The sequence below is a fragment of the Endoryza foliicola genome (assembly GCF_050589245.1).
GTDB classification, from domain to species: Bacteria; Bacteroidota; Bacteroidia; order Chitinophagales; family Chitinophagaceae; genus Endoryza; species Endoryza foliicola.
Map to the genome: position 1 here is coordinate 327,660 of NZ_JBOBEW010000005.1, position 20,406 is coordinate 348,065.

Here is a 20,406-nt window from a genome sequence, read left to right on the forward strand (position 1 = left end):
ACTTCTTCCGTAAAAATTTACGTTAACCTAATTATTGACTACCATGCACACTTCTTCTAATGAGGGAGATAATGGCTTGTACCATTATGACTCCTTTACGGGAACAACGAGTAAACCTAAATCTTCTTTTCTATGGTGGTGCGCCGGTGCCCACACCGAAAAATTAAGAGCCTTTCCATCTGAACATTCCAAATACGCGGGATTAGGGGGCGTATTATTAGCCACTTTTGTGTTGGCCGCACTTTCAGCAGGATATGCTTTCTACACCATTTTCAATTCTTGGGAGTGGAGCCTCTTGTTTGCGATCATATGGGGACTGATTATTTTCAATTTCGATCGGTTTTTGGTTTCCACCATTCGTAAATATGGAGTGAGTAAATCGAAGCAATGGTCAATGGTAATACCGAGAATTGTATTGGCACTTTTGATCGGGTTTACGATTGCCCGTCCTCTTGAACTGAAATTATTTGAAAAAGAGATCGAGGGACAAATGAAATACAATCAACACGAAAAAATTCGCATTAATGATAGTCTTTTGCAACAGGAGTTTGCACTCCAGTACCAAACGGCTCTCAGTGATAAAGAAAAACTCATAACACAACAGCGAGCAATTGAGGATTCTCTATACCAGTTGCAACAAGCCTATATTCGTGAAGCCGACGGAACGGGTGGCTCCGGCCAAAGAGGCATCGAAGCACTGACGCTTTTGAAACAACAAGCCTATGTTCAAACAGTAGCAGCCAAACAGCCGGAATTAGCTTCAATTCGCGCTGCAATACAAACAAAGGATTCAATTCTTACTAACAATAGATCGAGTCTAGAATCGAAAAGAAAGGCCTTTGAGACTTCATTAGCCAATACCAATGGCTTTTTGGAACGTAACAAAGCATTGAGTGATTTGAGTGAAAAGGAATCGAGTGTATTTTATTCAGTGCTGCTGATTTCATTACTCATTATTATCATTGAAACAGCACCTATCATTTCGAAAATGATCATGCCTGTGGGCCCTTATGACTTAGCAATAGCGAAGGAAGAATTAATCGCGATGGCTGAGGAACAAGATGCTATGAGATTTGACAAAGAATCGCGATCAGGATTGAGAGAGCATTTCAAAATGAATCAAAAACAAAATCGAGAAGAACTGCTCAAGCAAATGAATCAATTGCAAAAGAAATACATCGATGAAGAACTCGATAAATGGGAGAGAGGGGAATGGAATCCGAAAGACCATCGTCCTTCAATGGACGAGGTAATGCGAAAAATTAAGGAACGATATACTATTGATGAAAGAAATATTTTATGACAGAAACAGAGACGCCGCCAATATTCCTGATAGTATCAATACGGCCAGCCATTGTGCTGGCCCTATTTTGTAATAGGTTCTAACATCTTTGAAAAGAAATACTCCGGTTGCAAGAATGATTAAAAACAAAAATACAAATCCAAGGTAAGTAACCAATTCAAACATTCCCATTTGTATAGGTAGGTATAAAAGTCCTCCCATTACAATGATCATATAAAGTAAGAAGCCGAAGGAAAGAATCCAGCCAATCTTTTTCGATCTTAAGAGTTGTATTCCACCAATTATTGCAATAAGTATATACGTATAAGATCTAAGTTCCTGAAGAATTTCGCCAAAGGAAAAGCGAACTTGGCCTTCGCTTATCTTAAACAGAATACTTTTGTTTGAGAGAATACTTGAGATCTGCGCCACTATATAACTACATCCCAAGAATAAAACGAGCGTTGCAGGAAAATAGATCTTTTTGGGCTTGGCTATTTGCAATTGCTTTTCTTCTTCCAACAATATATTCATATTATAATTTTAGTGAACTGAAATAAGCAGCGATTTTTGCTGCCCATTTGTGGTATTCCTTCCCTGAGGGGTGCAAGCCATCTCCCGCAACCAATGTAGCATCTTTACTCACCTCTCTTGAACCCTGGGTAATTTCAATATAAGATATCCCGAAACGATCGGCTACTTCTTTGTTGATAGCGTTGAATGCATCAATCTCTTTTCCAATTTGAATTCGATCTCTGCCTTCAGCAAATGGAGTTTGACCCCAATCAGGAATCGAAACCACCACCACATGTGATTTTACCCCACCTGCAAATACAATGGCATTGTTCAAAAGCTCGGTAAACTCTTTTCTGTAGGTGTCTTTCGACCAGCCTCTGTATTGATTGTTGACTCCAATTAAAAGACTTACCAGGTTGTATTTAGGCAGAAGAGTAGCATTTTCAATCCCCTTCATCAATTCATCTGTTGTCCATCCTGTTTTGGCTACCACCGTTGGAGTAATTTCGATTCCTTTTTCAGCAAGCATTGATTTTACTTGATAAGGAAAACTCTGCTCTTGGGAAACAGACTCCCCAATTGTATATGAGTCGCCCAAAGCTAGGTAAGTAAGTTGCTTTTCCAACTTCGTCGTGAATCCCATGGTTAATAGAATTATTAGTAAAATGGCAAGTTCAACACTTCTCTTCATAAGAACAAATATCCGAAAATGACAGGTATTATGAGTTGATGTTATCGCTTTCTTTTGAGACCCACTTCAAAAATGATATAAAAAAGGGGACTTCTTTCGAAATCCCCTGTATAATTAAAGCAAGAACAAAAACTATTGCTGTACCCCTTGCATGCCATTTTGCATACCCTCCATTTCGCCTTTCATGTTTTTGCGTTTAAACAAGCTCATGTCCATTTTACCGAATCTCCAACTAAAATTCAATCGGAAAAACTGAGGATCTCTTCTTCTAAAGCTGTTCTGAATAAAGAAGGCTGACTCAGAATACACATCGTTTCTTCTGGTTCTGAACACATCACTAAAGTTCAACGTAAGCGATGCTCTCTTCTCTTTTAAGAAATCGTAGCGAACTGCTATATCCATACCATAGTTAGGGCGAATGTAACCTTGGGATGCACTTTGAGCGCCTCCGAACATCATCATACCACCGCCACCACCACGGCCGCCACCGCCGCCGCTGCCGCCAGAACCGCCTGGAGGAAGGATGGTTTTCGATTGGTAATCGCCACTCACTTGAACTGAGAAGTTTTTAGGTAGTTTAAAACTATTATTCACCTTTAAGAACCAACTGTATACATTGTCCTGCTGTTTCAATGAAGGATCAGATACATTGATCTTAGAAGTAAATAAGTTTAAATTTGAAGTGAGATCCCACCATTTGGTTACTACCTGTCGGTTTATGAACTCTAATCCTGTTACATAGCTCGAATTAGCATTGATATAAGTATTGATCAACACTGAATCCGACGGATTCAAGGCACTTGGTTCAGCAACTTGAAAACGCGTAATCAATTTGTCTGTATACTTACCATATGCTGAAATGATCAAAGAGTTGTTTCCTCCATAAGTTTTACTGTACGATAATTCTCCTGAGTAAGTAAACTCGGGAACCAGGTTAGCATTTCCTCTGGAAAGATTCAATGTGTCTGAATAATCAGTGAATGGGAAAAGTTGAAAGAAGTTTGGACGATTGATTCTTCTTGAAACATTGAATTGTAGTTCCTGGTCATTTTTCAACTTTTGACTCAAGAAGATACTGGGAAACAAACTTATCGGAAAACTATTTGAATAATTTAGAACGGTATCTTTCTGATTCGAATTCACTGTGTTTACTTCTCCATTGTATTCTGAACTCTCGGCTCTCAAACCAATTTGATAGCCAAAGTTTTTTATTTTGTTTTGAAAAGTCACATAACCGGCGTAAACATTGTCACTGTTTTTGTATTTGGAAGACAACTGTGGAACTTTAACGGGGTTCCCTTGGTTGTCCACAAAACTGATAATGTTTTCACTATTAATGCTTCTCAGTTGAGCTCTTGCGCCAAATTCAATTTTACTGTTTGCAGTGATCGGATCGGCATAGTCAGTCTGCATCGTAATTGTTTGGTTATCGCCACCGCCTGCAATTAATTGCTGGAATGGGAATAAATTCGGACCGCTGGGGCTCGTTCTTTTACTTGTTGTAATGGAGTTACTATTACTGTTATTACTCTTATTATAATTCAAATCGGCAGTCCATTCCTTGCCTGCTTTTGCAAAGTTATGCTTGAAACTTAGCAAGCCTCCTTTGTTCTTAAATTCACCTGTGCTTTTATTGAATCGATTGCTGAAAGAACTTGTTGTTGTAGCACCAAGTGTATCAACGCGAATATCACTGTTCGATTCCGGTTGGAACTTACCATTTACATAGGTTCCTGAAATGGTAAGCGTATTTCTATTGTCGATCAAATAATCGAAACCGGCACGCATAAAGGCAAAATATCCCAAACTGATATTCTTGTCATTTTGTAAGAGAAAAGTATTGGGGGCATTTACCAAGGTCAAACGATCTGTAGTACCGGTACTAATGGACTTTCTTTGGTTATAGTTTGCACTGGCAAAGGCATTGATTTTACCTTGACGAACATTGATATCACCTCCCAAATTGAATCGACCTCTTTGATCAATTCCGGCTCTAAGATTACCATTGTAGCCGGCTTTTCTGTTCTTTTTTAAGACGATGTTCAAAATACCTGATGTACCACCCGACGCGTCGAATTTAGCAGATGGGTTGGTAATTACTTCCACACTTTGAATAGCGTCAGCCGGAATTTGATCCAAAGTTAAGGTTGTAGGGCGGCCATCAACAAAGATTTGGGGAGCGTTGTTTCGAAGTGTTACGTTACCATCGATATCAACGTTCAATGAGGGAACATTTTTCATTACATCTACTGCTGTTCCACCTACCGACGTAATGTTCTTTTCAACATTAAACACTTTGCGGTCAATGCTGCTGGTTACTAAAGGCTTGGTTCCGGTTACCGTTACCGATTCCAGTACTTTGGCATCTTCTTCAATCTTAATATTACCAAGGTCTTTATCGATGCCGGCGATCGCCTGAGTCATATCCGTACCTTGTCCAAATTTCATTTCAAATGCAACTTTCTGCTCCAAGGTCTTATAACCTATCGCCGTTATCTTAAGTTTGAAATTGCCCATGATTGGCAAGTTTTCCAAACTGAATTCGCCGTTCTTATTGGTAAACATCCCACCAATAACAACATCGTTTCTTTTCTTTGAAACAGTGTCGAATTTGCTTTGTATCAGTTGAACTGAAACTGCTTCTATACCTTTATTAGTTTTAGAATCAACAATTTTGCCGTAAAATCGACCCATATTCATATTCTGTCCTCCGCCCATTCCCGGACGACCACCGCCACCGGGTATTTGAGCCCATAAATTGGTGGCCAAAAAACACATAAGGATAACTGGTAATAATTTCTTCATAATCTTAAAAATAGAGTTGAGAGTGTGCAAAGTTGGACGTCACATAATTGTAAAACCTGTATTAAAGTGATGAGTGGTAACCACACCCTAACAAATGGCAGGTGAAAAGGTTTACGGCCTTGTAAATGAATGCTTTGTGAGCAGCCTTATCCAATAAACAGTGTGAGTAACACCTGAAGTAATCCGATAACAAATCCCAAAACCCCACCAATGATCTCTACAAAGCGAAATTCTTTCGACATCACTTGTAGCAGAATTTGCTCAAGTTTATCGGAAGAAAATCCGGCCACTTTTTCAGTCACTATTTTCTCGAGATCCAATTCTTGTTGGAGATTACCCATATATGACTTCAGCGTTTTAGGAAGAATTACTTTTAACTCCTGCATGAAAACGCCCTTCAATTCTGCAATCGTTTTCTCCCCAATAAACATAGAAATAATAGGGAATGCCTCACTTAGTTTATGACGCAAAAAGTGATCTACCTGATCCTCTACAAAAGGCATGATTTTCTCGATGTTTTGGGGCGAAGTGATCTTAGCCTCAATATCACTAAAGGAAAGCAATTCCTGACTCACTAACTTGCCCAATTTTTCTGCAAATTGCTGTTGTCTTTTAGGAAAAATACCATGAAAAGTCATTCCCAAAACTTTCTTCGGTAAGCGAGGATGAAACAACATTTTAATTGCGATCCAATTGGTGAACCAACCAATAAATGCTGAAATCAACGGAATGAGAATAAACTTCAACCAAATCATGGACTTTTCTTTTAGATGCGCAAAGAACGACCAAAATATCGTGACCCGTAAATTTTCAGCCCAGTTTTTTGAGTAGTTTAAATTTTCTCCCTACATTTGCAGCCCAAATGGTGGCTATAGCTCAGTTGGTTAGAGCATCAGATTGTGGTTCTGAGGGTCGCCGGTTCGAACCCGGTTAGCCACCCAACAATCCCGCAAATATTGCGGGATTTTTATTTCCCCTTGTTTTCGTACGTAATTTTTCGTTTTTTACACAATCACTTGTTAATATTCGTTTTAGGCAGCAACATCTGATGCCTTTTATCGTTATTTTTGGTATCATGTTAAAAGTCCTTAATTATATGTTTAGTAAAAGAACCTTGCCAGTACTCGTGTTGTTTTTAGGAGCCGGTTTAATCGTCGCTTTTAAAACATTCGGTTGGGGTGGAGCACCCACAGGTAAATATGAAAAGATTCTTCATAATGTGGGAGACATGCTTCAGCAGGTTCACTACAGTCCTAAGAAAATTGACGACGAATATTCTAAGTACATTTTCAAAAAGTTCTTAGCTGATAAATATGTTGATGAAAAAAAATCAATCCTTCTTCAATCAGATATCCAAACGCTCAAGAAATTTGAAACTCGTTTAGACGATGAGATTCTTGGAGGCAATGTACTTTTTGTACCGGCAGTTGATGAAGTAATGCGAAAGCGTTTACCGGAGATCGTCGCTATTTACAGAGACATCCTAAGCAAACCTTTCGATTTTACAAAATCGGAATCAGCAAACTTCAATTCCGACGAATATGATTTCCCGAAAAATGAGGCCGAACGAAAGGAGTATTGGAGAAAATATTTGAAGTATGCTGTATTGGATCGATATTCAGACCTTCTTGAAAACCGCGAGAAAAGTAAAAACACTGCCGGGTTTGTCGCAAAATCAGATGGCGACTTAGAAAAAGAGGCGCGCGAACGAGTTTTGAAAATCATGGAACGCTATTATAGCGAGCGCTTGTTGAGTAAAATATCTCTAGATGATCGTTTCAATTCCTATATCAACGTGATTACGGAGAGTATGGATCCTCATACCACCTTTTTTCCACCGGTAGACAAACGTTACTTCGACGAACAAATGAGTGGCCGCTTCTTCGGAATTGGAGCTTCTTTGAGAGAAGAAGACGGGAATATTAAAATTGCTACATTATTGGCAGGTAGCCCCGCTTGGAAATCTCAACAAGTACAAGTAGGAGACATTGTTTTGAAAGTTGCTCAAGGTGCCGGAGAACCTGTTGACCTAACGGGTTTCTTTGTAGAAGACGCTGTTAAGATAATTAGAGGTACAAAAGGTACTGAAGTGCGCTTAACGCTTAAAAAATCAGACGGAACTACCAAAACTGTTAGTCTCATTCGTGATGAAATTGTACAAGACGAAACCTTTGCAAAAAGCGCGGTGATAAACACACCAAAAGGTAAAATTGGATTCATATACCTTCCTGAATTCTATGCTGATTTCTCTGACGCAAAAGGAGCCAGATGTTCTGAAGATGTGAAAAAGGAAATTATCAAATTGAAAGAGCAGAAAGTGGACGGTATCGTAATGGACCTCCGAAACAATGGCGGAGGCTCATTGTACGATGTAGTTCAAATGGTTGGCTTCTTTATCGAAAGCGGCCCAATAGTGCAAGTGAAAGATCGTGAAGGCAATCCGCAAGTTTTTTATGATCGTGATAAATCAGTTCTATACGATGGCCCACTTGCAGTAATGGTTAATGAATTCAGCGCCTCTGCTTCGGAAATATTTGCAGCCGCAATTCAAGATTATAACCGGGGCGTTATCATCGGTAGCACAACCACATTTGGTAAAGGAACTGTGCAACGCAACATCGGACTGGATAAAATTTTAGGTATGGTAGATCCCAATAGCGACCTAGGTACCATCAAACTTACTTTGCAAAAATTCTACCGCATCAACGGAGGTTCTACTCAATTGAAAGGGGTTGCTTCAGACATTAACCTCCCTGATATCTATGAGTATACAAAATTGAGAGAGAAAGATGATCCATCTTCTTTGCCATGGGATGAAATTAAAAAAGCAGAGTATTCTAACTGGAAATATCAGTTGGACTTAAGCTCAGTAAAGAAATCTAGTGAAACTAGAATAGCTGCCAGCAACGCTTTTCGTCTTATCCAAAAGAACGCGTCTTGGATCGCAACTCAAAACGATAAAGATGTTACACTGAATTTGAAAAAATATCAAGAAGAACAGAAGCAAATTCGCGAAGCGGTGAAAGAGATTGAGTCTGCATCTAAACTTCCGGCTGAAGTAGATGTAACGGCTTTGAATGAAGATTTGAAAAAATATGAATATGACAATGGTAAGCTAGAACGTTTCAAAGCTTGGATTAACGCACTCAGAAAAGACATCTACCTCGACGAAGCAGTCAATGTAATTTCTGATATGGTTACTCAGAATAATCTGGTTTACAACAAAAAATAGTAGCTATTTGAAGTTTTTAAACCGTTGAAACTTGCTTTCAACGGTTTTTTTATGCCTGTTCCGAATTACGGAATCATTTTTAAACCATCTCGATTCTCAGGTGTTTTTGTCCTATTTTTGCACCGATTTATAGAAACTATGTATAATATAACTTTCAAATTCGAACAAAAAGGACTGGAGCCTATCACGTTGAACAATGTGGAGGCAGATCAAAGCATTCTGGAATTGGCTCTTGGGAACGAAATTGAACTTCATCACAATTGCGGAGGTGTTTGTGCTTGCAGCACCTGCCATCTTTATGTAGAAAAAGGAGAGCAGTTCATTGAAGAGCTTTCCGATAAAGAAGAAGACTTTATCGACCGAGCAATTAATCCGCGATTAAATTCACGTCTGGGCTGCCAGTGCGTGCTTTTACCCGGTTCAGGCGACATAACTGTATTATTACCAGACCAAACTCAATTCTTAGGAGAATAACATATGGCACATTTTGAACCACCCATTAAATGGAGCGATTACGAAGACATCGCATTGAAATTATACGAACGTTTCGGGGACGAGTTCTCTGAAGCAAAAATCTATCGAATTCGATTCACAGATCTTCTGGAATGGGTACTGGAAATTCCTAACTTTGTTGGAACGCGAGAAGAAAGTAACGAAGGACACTTGGAAATGATCCAAAGTAGCTGGGTGTACGAATGGCGCGATAACCAAAAATAAACATTCATGAGTGTGACGCTGCTTGACGATTTTAAACAGATAAACACCTTCGTTTTTGATATGGACGGCGTACTTACAGATGGTACGCTGTTTGTTTTTGAAAACAATGAGTTCATTCGTAGAATGAATATCAAAGACGGGTACGCTTTGCAGTTGGCTGTAAAACGGGGCTATCATGTTCTTGTAATTTCCGGTGCCGTTTCGGAACCTGTTAAAACAAGATTGAATGGTTTGGGTATTTCCAACGTTTATATGAAAGTTAAAGATAAAACACGCGTTCTGCATGAATTCGTTGAATCTAATAACATTTCATTGAAACAATGTTTGTATATGGGAGATGATATTCCCGATCTTGAAGTAATGAAAATGGTTGGTTTGGCTACCGCCCCATCCGATGCAGTAGAAGAGATAAAATCAGTCTCGCATTATATCTCCCCTTATAAAGGTGGGATGGGTTGTGTAAGAGATGTAATTGAAAAAGTGATGAAGCTGAATAACGATTGGTACGCTGAATCTGAAGTAACCAGCAGATAATAACTGATTGCATGAAACTAGTAATGGCATTCTTCAAATTGATTCGATCGATGAACTTATTCTTCATCGTAATAACACAATGCCTTTTCTACTATGCTATTTTAGTGCCTACCTATCATCATTATGATCGACCCATCGGACTGCAACCCAATCTTTTTTATCTTCTTGTTTTTGCCTCAGTTCTAATTGCTGCAGGTGGCTATATAATAAACGATTACTTCGATATCAATATCGATCGGATAAATAAACCTGATAAATTGGTGGTCGACAAAATCATTCGCCGTAGATGGGCTATAATATGGCATTGGCTCATGTCTACTGCAGGAATCTTAATTAGTTTCTTCGTAGGTTGGAAACTAAGTCATACCATTTTTCTTGGCTTATTCAATATCGGCTGTGTAGTGTTGCTGTGGTTTTATTCTACTACGTTTAAAAAAAAGCTGCTTTCGGGAAACATCATTATTTCCATCCTTACTGCCTGGGTAGTATTTGTATTGTATGCAGCTGAATTCGGCTATAGCGTAACATATGGTGGATTGGAAAGCATTGACGCACTTGCCAAAGTTTTTAAATTGGCTGTTGTTTACGCAGGATTTGCATTCATCATTTCCCTTATTCGGGAAGTAGTCAAAGATATTGAAGACATGGCCGGCGATTCAAAATATGGTTGTAAAACGATGCCGGTAGTTTGGGGAGTACGTGTGTCGAAAGTTTTTATAGCAACCTGGCTGATCGTATTGATGGCCAGTATTACTATTTTACAGCTTTATGTCATCCGATTTGGATGGTGGCTGTCCATCAGTTATGCTGCCATACTTATAATTGCACCACTGCTTCTGATTTTTTTAAAATTAAGCAAAGCCAAATCAACCCAAGACTTTCACCAACTTAGTAATTGGATTAAAGCGGTAATGATGACCGGTATTTTATCAATGTTTTTCTTCTGGTTTTATGCATAATTCTATCGTACTAGCTTCACAGTCGCCACGCAGAAAACAACTCCTTGAATGGGCTGAAATTCCATTTGAAATAATTGTAAAAGAAACCGATGAGCAATATCCCGATGGTCTTGAAGTTGAGCAGATTCCGGTATTCATTGCTCGGAATAAAGCATTAGAAGTTCAGAAATTCTTCTCCGCTCAAATTGCCGGTCGACCCATTCTTGCTGCCGATACAGTGGTGGTTTTAAATAATGAAATTATTGGAAAACCTACCAGCGTTGAACATGCAATTGATACTATTGGCAGATTGGCTAATACAAAACATGAAGTTATTACGGGAGTAGTAATTCTTTTTAAAGAGAAAGAATACAGCTTTTTCAATAAAACAGAGGTTTGGTTTCATCCACTTACGAAAGAACAAATTGAGTTCTACGTTCATAAATACAAACCGTTTGATAAGGCAGGGGCTTATGCTATACAAGAATGGATTGGAGTAACCGGGATCAAACAAATTAACGGTGATTTTTACAATGTAATGGGGCTACCCATCAGTAGAGTAGTTCAACAACTCGCTCTTTTAAAGTAAAGTTGTAAAAAGTATAATTCAATTCATAGTGCAACTAGTTTTACAAAAAACCTAGTGCCATGAATGAACAACTATTTCAATTCATTTGGAACAAACAGTACTTCAATAATACAAACCTTTACCTGTTTTCGGGAGAATCAATAAGTATTGTTGATCCTGGTATTCTCAACTCCAATCAAGGCCCCGATTTCTTGAATGCATTGATCAGAATCGATTCCCTTTTGTTGGCAGGAAACATCGAGCTGCACCTAAAAACCTCAGACTGGCTAGCACATCAGCATTCAAATGATCCCATGTATAACAATATCATTCTTCATGTAGTGTTGGAAAATGATCTTGCTACAAGTCCTAACAACTTGCCATTGCTTGAGCTAAAACCGTTGTTAAACAAATCGCTACTCGATTTGTATCTTGCTTGGAATCGTTCCGAACATTTTATTCCTTGTGGAGAAGGCATCCGCAAAATTTCAGACGAAATTAAAAGCAACTTAGCGCACAAACTGATCGAGGAAAGATTGATTCAGAAATCCAATGAACTCATAACCCAATTGGAACTGCTCAATTTTCACTGGGATGAATTGACTTGGCAAACCCTCAGTAGATCTTTTGGGGCAAAACTCAATTCAGATGCATTTCAACGAATTGCTGAAAATTTACCGTTAGCCTTACTGAACCGTCATCGAACAAATTTGATTCAATTGGAATCGTTGGTATTGGGAAGAGCAGGATTGCTAACTATCGTTTCTACAGATCCCTATATCGTTCTATTACAACAAGAATACAAATTTCTAAAAAAGAAGTATCAATGGAAGGACGCATTCATTCCAATTGTACGGCTCCGAATGCGTCCCGAGAATTTTCCTGAAATTCGATTAGCCCAATTAGCGAAGTTCCTTCATGAGCATGAACTTGGCTTACATCAACTTATTTCGGATTCAAGTTTAGGTCAAATTCAAGAAATGCTGAAGGTTACAGCCAATGATTTTTGGCATTACCATTACACGCTGTTGGAGTCGTCAAAATACAGTCCTAAACAAACAGGTGCCACTTTTATTAATACTATTGTATTGAATGCAATCATTCCTTTAATGTATGCTTATGGAGTAGTGATGAAAAATGAGAAATATCTTCAAAAGGCTCTTAAATGGCTCGCCGAGTTCCCTCCAGAATCAAACCGGATCATTACGGAATTTTCAACGCTAGATTGGTTGCCAGAAAATGCGCTCGATTCTCAAGCTTTGCTCCACTTGAAGAAATCCTATTGCGATCGAAGACGATGCCTTGATTGCCAAATTGGACAATTTCTTTTGAAAGAAAGTATTACGGAGTATTCGGCACCCAACTTTCAATAGAATCTAAGTCCACACAATTTATAGTTCTCGAACTATTAGTTCTTGATTCTTAATTATTAATTAATAAGTATCTTGTTTTATGCTTAAACGGAATCAAGTACTGCTTGTATTGGCAGTTTTGTCAATGATTACTTTCCTAGATCGGATTGCCATTTCTACAGCCAGTAAATCAATCATGAACGAACTCGGTTTAACTCCGGTTCAATGGGGGTGGATTTTGGGTGTCTTTACTATTGCTTATGCGGCTTTTGAGGTTCCAACCGGTTTTCTTGGTGATAAACACGGTGCAAAAAAAACATTGGCCCGCGTAGTAATTTGGTGGTCTGTTTTTACGATATTGACAGGCACCGCCTCTACGTTTGCTGTTATGCTTATAGTGCGTTTTTTGTTTGGAGTAGGAGAGGCAGGCGCATATCCCAATAGTTCAATAGTACTCTCCAAATGGTTTCCAGCCATCGAGCGCGGAAGAGCACAAGCTGTAATTTGGGGGGCTTCTAGAATAGGCGCTGCACTTACACCATTCGTTGTAATTCCTATTCAATCAAGATATGGCTGGCAGTCTTCCTTCTATTTCTTAGGCGCCTTGGGTTTTATTTGGGTGGTTTTCTGGATCATTTGGCACAAAGAACGACCTGAAGACGATCCTAAAATCAGTGCCGAGGAACTTACAATTATCAAAGAACACCGCTCAATCGAGTCCCATTCTGAAGGCAAATCATATTGGAAGATATTCAAGGACTCCAACTTGCTTTTTCTGTTATCTATGTATTTCTGCTATGCTATTGGAGCCTACTTTTTTCAAAGCTGGTTTCATACCTACTTAACAAAAGGCAGAAATATCTCAGAACAAAACCTCCTGTGGGCGGCTTCCGTTCCCTATCTGTTAGCTGCTATGGGATGTTTTTTTGGCGGCTTCCTAAGCGATAAGGCCGTTTTACGATATGGCAAAACAAAAGGACGCAGATTGGTGCCAATGATCGGTTTGGCCATTTCCGGACTCTCCATAATTGCTGCTGCACTTACCGAAAACAACACTTTGTCAATTGTCTTATTGGGGCTTGGTATGGCAGCCATGGATGTTACAGCTCCTGTTGCTTGGGCCGTTTCTATGGATATTGGCGGGCATCGCAGTGGTACTATATCAGGAACGATGAATACAGCAGGGCTTACTGGAGCTTATTTTAGTACCGTCGCATTCGGATACCTCGCCACAGCGTATGGTTACCATATTCCTGTTATGTTAGTAGGGGGGATTGTATTCATGGGTTCCCTTATATGGTTCAAAATAGATGCTTCCAAAAGCATTTCTTGGAACTAACAATCCATTCATCCTTTTTAAGGACCTAGGTCATGAATTTTGTTTTAGTTTCCAACACCAAAACAACTAATTCATGAGAAAAATCTTTTTGTCATTGGCACTCCTCACTGCCATGATTTCCTTAGAAGCACAAGAGGTTGATCAGGCACTGGTCGAAAAAATCAAGTTGGAGGGAATGCAAAATTCCAAAGTAATGGAGCATGCATTCTATTTAACAGACGTGAACGGGCCTCGTTTGAACAACTCCCCCAATTATTTAAAAGCTGCTAATTGGGCCAAAGCAAAACTTCAAGAATGGGGTCTTGAGGCAAATCTGGAATCCTGGGGTGAATGGGGTAAAGGATGGGAGTTGAAAAAGTCATATTTGGCAATTACAGCCCCTTATTACAAACCTATTATTGCATTTCCAAAAGCATGGTGCAGCGGCACAAAAGGATTAAAGAAGGCAGAAGTAATAGTAGTGGATGCAAAAGACTCTATTCAATTACAAGCGTATGCAGGTAAATTGAAAGGTAAAATCATAATTGTTCCTAGAACAGATTCTTTAAAGCAAAGCTTTAAGCCCGATGCGGACCGCTTTACAGAGGAAGCGCTTTCAAAAATGGCCGGGTTTACACCACCTGCCTCAACCGGTGGAAACGGTCAAAGAGGAAATTTTAATGGACGCCCTCCAATGTTTAACGTTAATAAGATAAAAGAATTCGCAAAAGCTGAGGGGGCCATTGCCATCTTGAGCGCAGCTCCCAATGGAAAAGACGGAACCTTGTTCGTTTCTGGCGGAGGTGCTTACACAGCAAATGCCCCAGAGAATTTTCTGGACATTGCCATTGCGTATGAAGATTATATGACCATATACCGTTTGGCTTCTAGAAACATTCCGGTTAAACTAGAAACAGAAGTGGCAGTAGCCTTTCATACTGAAGATACACAAGGTTACAATGTTGTTGCTGAAATAAAAGGCACAGATCCTAAGTTGAAAGATGAATTGGTGATCATTGGTGGTCACCTCGATTCATGGCATGCAGCAACAGGAGCAACAGACAATGCTGCAGGATGTGCTGTAATGATGGAAGTCATTCGTATTGTAAAAGCAATTGGATTGCAACCTAAGAGAACCATCAGGATCTGCTTATGGGGAGGAGAGGAGCAAGGTTTACATGGTTCAAGAAATTATGTAAAAAACCATTTTACCGATACCACAACCAAAAAATTCAATGCACTTGGAGACAAGATCAGTGCCTACTACAACCTCGACAATGGAACAGGTAAAATAAGAGGAATCTATACTCAAGGAAATACCGCCGTGAAGGCTTTGTTTTCACAATGGCTGCAACCATTTGCGTCGTTGGGTGCAAGTACTGTTACGGCCCAAAATACAGGAGGAACCGATCACCTTGCTTTCGACGCGATCGGAGTTCCTGGTTTCCAATTCATTCAAGATCGTATTGAATACGACACCAGAACCCACCATACGAATATGGATACTTATGATCACCTAATTCCGGAAGATCTGAAACAGGCCGCCACTATTATTGCAGCTTTTGTAGTTAATACGGCACAGCAAACAGAGAAACTTCCAAGAAAATAGTTCAAATGATTTGAAATAAAAAAGAGTGGTTAGTAATTAACCACTCTTTTTTATTTCGTATTTGAATTTGACGACTGCCGATTTAGATTCACTCGAAGATATTCGCATTTCATATCTCTTCTTTCCTGCAGTAATGATCATTAAAGAAGTATTGGGCGGTATCCTTCCTAAATTCTCAGCATACATCATTACTTCATATTCCATGTTAGGAAATGCAGTAAAACTGAGTTTCAGGGGCCGATCGGTCAACATTTTTTTGTGAAGTAACATGGTGTTGTTTACAAAAACAGTAACCGTATCTCCATCAATTTCGGCATTGTCGTAGAGCTCAATTGTTACTTCATTGGTGTCAATTACTATAGTTTGAACAATCTCCTTTTCCCGGTTCTTAAATTGTGCTTGCTTCTGTAGTTGAGCTAAAGTATCATTCTGAAATACATCAACCGGGAAAACGGGAAGGGATTCTTTTTCTAGATGTATTTTCCCGGGAGGGCATATATTTTCATTGCCCATTTCGTGGCCTTTCCATTCGCCGTCAAAACTAGGCTTTCCAATTTCTGAAAAATTGAGGTCATACGTCTTAATACAAGGTATACAGTTATTAGGTACATTGAATTCTACTACCGCATTTTCAATGATCACCAATCTTTTCGAGGCCGGATTGTACCTTCCTGTGAAGTTGATTTTGGTATAATGCTCTTTATCAAAAAAATTGAATGCATTTCCCATGATCTGGTTGTTGTTCACATAATATACATGAAGTTCCAACGAGTACTCCGGATAGCATCCTCCGCTAACCTGGGTTCGCTTTCCTCGCCAAATTCCGGTCAAGTTTTGGGCACTCAACCCGTGCCCCAGTAAAAAAACAATTACAAAGCAAAAAACACGCATAAAACGAATATCTGTTTTTTTATTCATATTCGTTTCTTGCGTGTTTCAAATTATGTGGACGGTTCAGAACTTATTTCTCGTACTTAAAAATGATGACTGCGTTTTTTTGCTCATTAGACGTTACCCTAATTTCGTATTCTTTTGACCCGGCAGTAACTACCATTAAAGACGTGTTTGGTGGAATTTCACCAAGATTTTCAGCAACCATAACCAATTCATGGAAGTCGTTACTGTCATCCAATTCAAGAGTCAATTGAATCGCCTTTTCAGTTAATCGTTGCTTTGAAATTACCAGCTTCTTATCTAGGTAAACTGATATCGTATCGTTGTCAATCGTTCCATTGTCGTAAATCCGAATCGATATTTTATTCGCATTTGTTGTAACAGTCTTAACTACCTCATTTTCCCGAGTGGCAATTACTTTTGGAACAACTACGATCTTTTTACTTTCAATGTTTTTCTTGCCTGAATCAGCCTGTAACAGCTTCGGAGCAGCACTTGGACGAACTTCCAATTTTGGAGGGTCTTGTTTTACAGGTGGTGGGGTACTTTTTTGTGGGGTGTTTTTCTTCTGGGGGGCAGGAGCAGGCTTTTTGGCGACTTCCTTGGGTGCTTCCACCGGTTGCTTTGGTGCTGGGGTTGGACTTACCGAAACCGCCGGAGGTGTTGCTTTTTCATTTTCCCTTCTTGTTAAAAACGGCTCTTTATAAAAGTCGCTAGTGATAACCTTGCGAAGAAAAACATTTCCTTTACCGCAATCAGAGGAGTCTTTTGTATTGTAACTCACATAGGTTCCTTCTAAAAACTCTTCTTCTCCGTTTTTCTTGTAACGCAAGTTGCATTTCATGATACAAGTCTCTTCCAACCCAACCATACGTACTTCAATCAAACGAACTTCATCTAAGCTCACAAAACTGGTTTGCTTGTTGAAACTGCCGGCTGCAGAAGCTTTCCCGTAAAATACAGTTGAAAGGTAGGAATAGGTTACGCCTCCCAAATAAGACCCCTTTTGCTCTACTTGAACTTCAAATTTGTAGCGTTCAGATGGAACAGCCATGCGTTTTCCGTTCTCGTCGCGGGTGTAAATGACTTTTCCAAAATAGCCCCTCCAGATTCCTGTAAGATCCTGGGCTTTCGCACTAAAGGCTGTCAAAAACAGTAAGACAATGATAACTCTTGATTTCATGGTTCAATCACTCAGCGAGCAAATTAACTAATTCCGTTGTAATCAGGGCATTTTCATGTGCTTTGGATGGCAAAACTTCGTTAAATTTGCGCTCTAATTAGTATTTGAATCATCAAGCTCAGAATCAGAATATGAACATTCAATTTCCAGATGGTGCAGTGAGATCCTACGAAGCGGGCTTCTCAGCAATGGATATCGCAAAATCCATTAGCGAAGGGCTGGCTCGTAAAGTTTTGGCTGCCAGTGTTAATGGACAGGTTTGGGATGCCAATCGCCCCATTTATGAAGACAGTACTTTGAAGCTTCTAACATGGGACGATCAAGATGGAAAGTCCACTTTTTGGCATTCTTCGGCACACTTAATGGCTGAAGCTGTTGAATCGCTGTTTCCCGGAGTGAAATTCTGGGTAGGACCGGCAATTGAAAAAGGGTTTTACTATGACATGGATCTGGGAGATAAGAAACTATCAGAAGAAGATTTGGCTGCATTGGAAAAGAAGATGAACGAACTAGCCAAACAGAACAATGCCTATGTTCGGAAAGCGATGCCTAAAGCAGAAGCGATTCAATTTTTCACTGAAAAAGGAGACGAATATAAATTAGATCTTCTTCAAAATTTGAATGACGGCGAAATCACTTTTTATACTCAAGGGGCTTTCACTGATTTGTGTCGTGGGCCACATATTCCTGCAACCGGAGCTATCAAAGCCATTAAATTAATGAGCATTGCCGGCGCCTATTGGAAAGGGGATGAAAAGAATAAAATGCTGACACGTGTGTATGGTGTTACATTTCCTAACCAAAAGGAATTGGATGAATACCTCCAATTATTGGAAGAGGCCAAGAAACGAGACCATAGGAAACTTGGTAAAGAGCTAAGCATTTTCACTATGGATGACGATGTAGGGCCCGGTCTACCTTTATGGTTGCCCAATGGTACTATTATTATCGAGGAGTTAGAACGTTTAGCGAAAGAAACTGAGGAAGATGCGGGTTATAAGCGCGTGGTAACCCCTCACATCGCAAAAGAAAGCATGTACCTAACTAGCGGTCACTTGCCATATTATCAAGATAGTATGTATCCTCCAATGGAATTGGAAGGTCAGAAATACTACTTGAAAGCGATGAACTGCCCGCATCACCATAAGATTTTTGCTGCAGAACCCAAAAGCTACAAAGACCTTCCCCTTCGTTTAGCAGAGTACGGTACATGTTATCGTTACGAACAAAGTGGCGAATTGTTTGGATTGATGCGCGTTCGCTGTTTACACATGAACGACGCTCATATCTATTGTACCAAAGAACAGTTCTACGAAGAATTCAAGGCTGTGAACGATATGTACTTGAAATACTTCAAAATTTTTGGAGTAGACAAATATGTGATGCGCCTCAGCCTTCACGAACCTTCGAAATTGGGTAAGAAATATGTAGACGAGCCTGAATTATGGAAAGAAACAGAAGCCATGGTTCGCGATGTGTTGATTAAAACCGGCACCCCATTCGTAGAAGTACAAGACGAAGCTGCGTTTTATGGACCGAAAATTGATGTTCAAATTTGGAGTACCATTGGTCGTGAGTTTACCCTTGCCACCAATCAAGTAGATTTCGCGCAAGGTCGTCGTTTCAAGCTCGAATTCACAAATCAGGAGAATAAACCAGAAACGCCACTTATTATTCACAGAGCGCCTTTAGGAACACACGAACGTTTTATTGGCTTCTTGTTAGAGCATTATGCAGGCAAGTTCCCGGTTTGGTTAGCGCCGGTTCAGGCAAAAATTCTACCTATTAGTGACAAATTCCTCCCTTACGCTAAAGAGATCGTAAAAGAACTCAAGAAAGTAGGGGTGAGAGCTGAAGTAGATGATAGAAATGAAAAAATTGGGAAGAAAATTCGCGATACCGAGCTCCTTAAAGTACCTTACATGCTGGTTGTAGGTGAAAAAGAAATGAACGAACAGGCAGTTTCTGTGAGAAGACAAGGAAAAGGTGATTTAGGTATCAAATCCTTACGTACTTTTATAGAAGAAATAGTGGATGAAAAGTTCCACCGTAAATCCGATTAATTAAATCCTCAAAATCCTGGAAGAGGAAAAGAAAAAATGCCCTGCCAGGAGGGCCTAACTTAACATAACTAAATGGCATTACCACAAAGACCCTTTAACAGACCTCCAGGAAGTGGAGGTGGTGGTTTTAACAGAGGTAGATTTATACCTAAAAAAGAAGCTGAACACAGAATCAACAATTACATCAGAGTACCCCAGGTGCGTCTGGTGGGCGATAACGTAGAAGTAGGAGTGTACTCTACGCAAGAAGCGCTTCGAATGGCTCAAGATCAACAGTTGGATCTGGTGGAAATTTCACCAAATGCAGATCCTCCCGTTTGTAAAATCATCGATTACAATAAATTCTTATACGACAAGAAGAAGAAAGAAAAAGAAATGAAGGCGAAAGCCAAAGTTTCTGAGGTAAAAGAAATTCGATTCACTCCGAATACCGACGATCATGATTTTGATTTCAAATCACGTCATGCTGAAGGATTCCTAAAAGACGGCAATAAAGTGAAAGCCTACGTCCAATTCAAAGGACGTGCTATCCAATTTAAGGAAAGAGGAGAGCTACTTCTACTGAAATTTGCCGAGCGTTTGCAAGAAATTGGACAAGCCGAATCCCTACCTAAATTGGAAGGTAAAAGGATGTCAATTATGCTGGCTCCGAAAGGCAAGAAGAAAAAAGAAAAAGAAGGTGAATAATAGCAAAAGCCCTCGGT

General features: G+C 39.6%; 18 protein-coding genes and 1 tRNA gene. 13 read left to right on the forward strand and 6 right to left on the reverse strand.

What is annotated here, in order from left to right; genetic code table 11:
- Positions 1 to 43 precede the first annotated feature (43 nt).
- Positions 44 to 1,303: a DUF4407 domain-containing protein gene (locus ACQ2HE_RS13695; RefSeq protein WP_430895921.1), complete on the forward strand. Its 1,260-nt coding sequence runs from the start codon at positions 44 to 46 to the stop codon at positions 1,301 to 1,303.
- Here ACQ2HE_RS13695 and ACQ2HE_RS13700 read toward each other — a convergent pair.
- From ACQ2HE_RS13700 to ACQ2HE_RS13715, 4 genes are all read right to left on the reverse strand, one after another.
- The gene (locus ACQ2HE_RS13700; protein WP_430895919.1) at positions 1,298 to 1,816 is read right to left on the reverse strand and encodes a hypothetical protein; all 519 of its coding nucleotides are present in this window, start codon (positions 1,814 to 1,816) and stop codon (positions 1,298 to 1,300) included. The two genes, ACQ2HE_RS13695 and ACQ2HE_RS13700, sit on opposite strands and share 6 nt — an antisense overlap.
- 1 nt (position 1,817) lies before the next feature.
- Positions 1,818 to 2,489, reverse strand: a complete 672-nt coding sequence (locus ACQ2HE_RS13705; RefSeq protein ID WP_430895917.1) for an SGNH/GDSL hydrolase family protein — start codon at positions 2,487 to 2,489, stop codon at positions 1,818 to 1,820.
- A 132-nt stretch (positions 2,490 to 2,621) separates the two neighbouring features.
- Positions 2,622 to 5,294: a TonB-dependent receptor gene (locus ACQ2HE_RS13710; protein WP_430895916.1), complete on the reverse strand. Its 2,673-nt coding sequence runs from the start codon at positions 5,292 to 5,294 to the stop codon at positions 2,622 to 2,624.
- Between the two features lie 146 nt (positions 5,295 to 5,440).
- Positions 5,441 to 6,049 (reverse strand): DUF445 domain-containing protein, encoded by a 609-nt coding sequence (locus ACQ2HE_RS13715; RefSeq protein WP_430895914.1) that lies wholly within the window; start codon positions 6,047 to 6,049, stop codon positions 5,441 to 5,443.
- 110 nt (positions 6,050 to 6,159) lie between these two features.
- Here ACQ2HE_RS13715 and ACQ2HE_RS13720 point away from each other — a divergent pair.
- From ACQ2HE_RS13720 to ACQ2HE_RS13765, 10 genes are all read left to right on the forward strand, one after another.
- Positions 6,160 to 6,233 (forward strand) — tRNA-His (locus tag ACQ2HE_RS13720).
- Between the two features lie 136 nt (positions 6,234 to 6,369).
- Positions 6,370 to 8,526, forward strand: coding sequence for a carboxy terminal-processing peptidase (locus ACQ2HE_RS13725; protein ID WP_430895912.1), 2,157 nt, complete (start codon positions 6,370 to 6,372; stop codon positions 8,524 to 8,526).
- A 138-nt stretch (positions 8,527 to 8,664) separates the two neighbouring features.
- The gene (locus tag ACQ2HE_RS13730) at positions 8,665 to 9,000 is read left to right on the forward strand and encodes a 2Fe-2S iron-sulfur cluster-binding protein (RefSeq protein WP_430895910.1); all 336 of its coding nucleotides are present in this window, start codon (positions 8,665 to 8,667) and stop codon (positions 8,998 to 9,000) included.
- 3 nt (positions 9,001 to 9,003) lie between these two features.
- A complete protein-coding gene (gene iscX, locus ACQ2HE_RS13735) occupies positions 9,004 to 9,243 on the forward strand; it encodes a Fe-S cluster assembly protein IscX (RefSeq protein WP_430895908.1) in 240 nt (79 codons plus the stop codon).
- 6 nt (positions 9,244 to 9,249) lie between these two features.
- On the forward strand, positions 9,250 to 9,777 hold the full coding sequence (locus tag ACQ2HE_RS13740; protein ID WP_430895906.1) for a KdsC family phosphatase: 528 nt from the start codon (positions 9,250 to 9,252) through the stop codon (positions 9,775 to 9,777).
- A gap of 11 nt (positions 9,778 to 9,788) precedes the next feature.
- On the forward strand, positions 9,789 to 10,736 hold the full coding sequence (locus tag ACQ2HE_RS13745; RefSeq protein WP_430895904.1) for a geranylgeranylglycerol-phosphate geranylgeranyltransferase: 948 nt from the start codon (positions 9,789 to 9,791) through the stop codon (positions 10,734 to 10,736).
- A complete protein-coding gene (locus ACQ2HE_RS13750; RefSeq protein ID WP_430895902.1) occupies positions 10,729 to 11,304 on the forward strand; it encodes a Maf family protein in 576 nt (191 codons plus the stop codon). The genes ACQ2HE_RS13745 and ACQ2HE_RS13750 overlap by 8 nt, the downstream gene beginning before the upstream one ends.
- A 59-nt stretch (positions 11,305 to 11,363) precedes the next feature.
- Entirely contained in the window at positions 11,364 to 12,656 is a 1,293-nt protein-coding gene (locus ACQ2HE_RS13755; protein WP_430895901.1) for a DUF2851 family protein, read from the forward strand.
- 79 nt (positions 12,657 to 12,735) lie between these two features.
- A complete protein-coding gene (locus tag ACQ2HE_RS13760) occupies positions 12,736 to 13,974 on the forward strand; it encodes an MFS transporter (protein WP_430895899.1) in 1,239 nt (412 codons plus the stop codon).
- Between the two features lie 73 nt (positions 13,975 to 14,047).
- Positions 14,048 to 15,562, forward strand: a complete 1,515-nt coding sequence (locus tag ACQ2HE_RS13765) for a M20/M25/M40 family metallo-hydrolase (RefSeq protein WP_430895897.1) — start codon at positions 14,048 to 14,050, stop codon at positions 15,560 to 15,562.
- Positions 15,563 to 15,598: 36 nt separating this feature from the next.
- Here ACQ2HE_RS13765 and ACQ2HE_RS13770 read toward each other — a convergent pair whose 3' ends face one another.
- Together ACQ2HE_RS13770 and ACQ2HE_RS13775 are read right to left on the reverse strand one after the other, a co-directional pair.
- Positions 15,599 to 16,480, reverse strand: coding sequence for a hypothetical protein (locus ACQ2HE_RS13770; RefSeq protein ID WP_430895895.1), 882 nt, complete (start codon positions 16,478 to 16,480; stop codon positions 15,599 to 15,601).
- 43 nt (positions 16,481 to 16,523) lie between these two features.
- A complete protein-coding gene (locus tag ACQ2HE_RS13775; RefSeq protein WP_430895893.1) occupies positions 16,524 to 17,639 on the reverse strand; it encodes a hypothetical protein in 1,116 nt (371 codons plus the stop codon).
- Between the two features lie 131 nt (positions 17,640 to 17,770).
- Here ACQ2HE_RS13775 and thrS point away from each other — a divergent pair, with 131 nt between their 5' ends.
- Positions 17,771 to 19,702: a threonine--tRNA ligase gene (gene thrS, locus ACQ2HE_RS13780; RefSeq protein WP_430895891.1), complete on the forward strand. Its 1,932-nt coding sequence runs from the start codon at positions 17,771 to 17,773 to the stop codon at positions 19,700 to 19,702.
- Between the two features lie 72 nt (positions 19,703 to 19,774).
- Positions 19,775 to 20,389, forward strand: a complete 615-nt coding sequence (gene infC, locus ACQ2HE_RS13785) for a translation initiation factor IF-3 (protein ID WP_430895889.1) — start codon at positions 19,775 to 19,777, stop codon at positions 20,387 to 20,389.
- Positions 20,390 to 20,406: the final 17 nt, after the last annotated feature.

What these genes read in the sequence shown, in the direction of transcription:
- ACQ2HE_RS13725 (WP_430895912.1), top strand. Translation starts at nt 6,370, where the DNA reads ATGTTAAAAGTCCTTAATTATATGTTTAGTAAAAGAACCTTGCCAGTA.
- ACQ2HE_RS13775 (WP_430895893.1), bottom strand. Translation starts at nt 17,639, where the DNA reads ATGAAATCAAGAGTTATCATTGTCTTACTGTTTTTGACAGCCTTTAGT.
- ACQ2HE_RS13765 (WP_430895897.1), top strand. Translation starts at nt 14,048, where the DNA reads ATGAGAAAAATCTTTTTGTCATTGGCACTCCTCACTGCCATGATTTCC.
- iscX (WP_430895908.1), top strand. Translation starts at nt 9,004, where the DNA reads ATGGCACATTTTGAACCACCCATTAAATGGAGCGATTACGAAGACATC.
- infC (WP_430895889.1), top strand. Translation starts at nt 19,775, where the DNA reads ATGGCATTACCACAAAGACCCTTTAACAGACCTCCAGGAAGTGGAGGT.
- ACQ2HE_RS13705 (WP_430895917.1), bottom strand. Translation starts at nt 2,489, where the DNA reads ATGAAGAGAAGTGTTGAACTTGCCATTTTACTAATAATTCTATTAACC.
- ACQ2HE_RS13730 (WP_430895910.1), top strand. Translation starts at nt 8,665, where the DNA reads ATGTATAATATAACTTTCAAATTCGAACAAAAAGGACTGGAGCCTATC.
- ACQ2HE_RS13755 (WP_430895901.1), top strand. Translation starts at nt 11,364, where the DNA reads ATGAATGAACAACTATTTCAATTCATTTGGAACAAACAGTACTTCAAT.
- ACQ2HE_RS13740 (WP_430895906.1), top strand. Translation starts at nt 9,250, where the DNA reads ATGAGTGTGACGCTGCTTGACGATTTTAAACAGATAAACACCTTCGTT.
- ACQ2HE_RS13710 (WP_430895916.1), bottom strand. Translation starts at nt 5,294, where the DNA reads ATGAAGAAATTATTACCAGTTATCCTTATGTGTTTTTTGGCCACCAAT.
- ACQ2HE_RS13760 (WP_430895899.1), top strand. Translation starts at nt 12,736, where the DNA reads ATGCTTAAACGGAATCAAGTACTGCTTGTATTGGCAGTTTTGTCAATG.
- thrS (WP_430895891.1), top strand. Translation starts at nt 17,771, where the DNA reads ATGAACATTCAATTTCCAGATGGTGCAGTGAGATCCTACGAAGCGGGC.
- ACQ2HE_RS13750 (WP_430895902.1), top strand. Translation starts at nt 10,729, where the DNA reads ATGCATAATTCTATCGTACTAGCTTCACAGTCGCCACGCAGAAAACAA.
- ACQ2HE_RS13700 (WP_430895919.1), bottom strand. Translation starts at nt 1,816, where the DNA reads ATGAATATATTGTTGGAAGAAGAAAAGCAATTGCAAATAGCCAAGCCC.
- ACQ2HE_RS13695 (WP_430895921.1), top strand. Translation starts at nt 44, where the DNA reads ATGCACACTTCTTCTAATGAGGGAGATAATGGCTTGTACCATTATGAC.
- ACQ2HE_RS13745 (WP_430895904.1), top strand. Translation starts at nt 9,789, where the DNA reads ATGAAACTAGTAATGGCATTCTTCAAATTGATTCGATCGATGAACTTA.
- ACQ2HE_RS13715 (WP_430895914.1), bottom strand. Translation starts at nt 6,049, where the DNA reads ATGATTTGGTTGAAGTTTATTCTCATTCCGTTGATTTCAGCATTTATT.
- ACQ2HE_RS13770 (WP_430895895.1), bottom strand. Translation starts at nt 16,480, where the DNA reads ATGAATAAAAAAACAGATATTCGTTTTATGCGTGTTTTTTGCTTTGTA.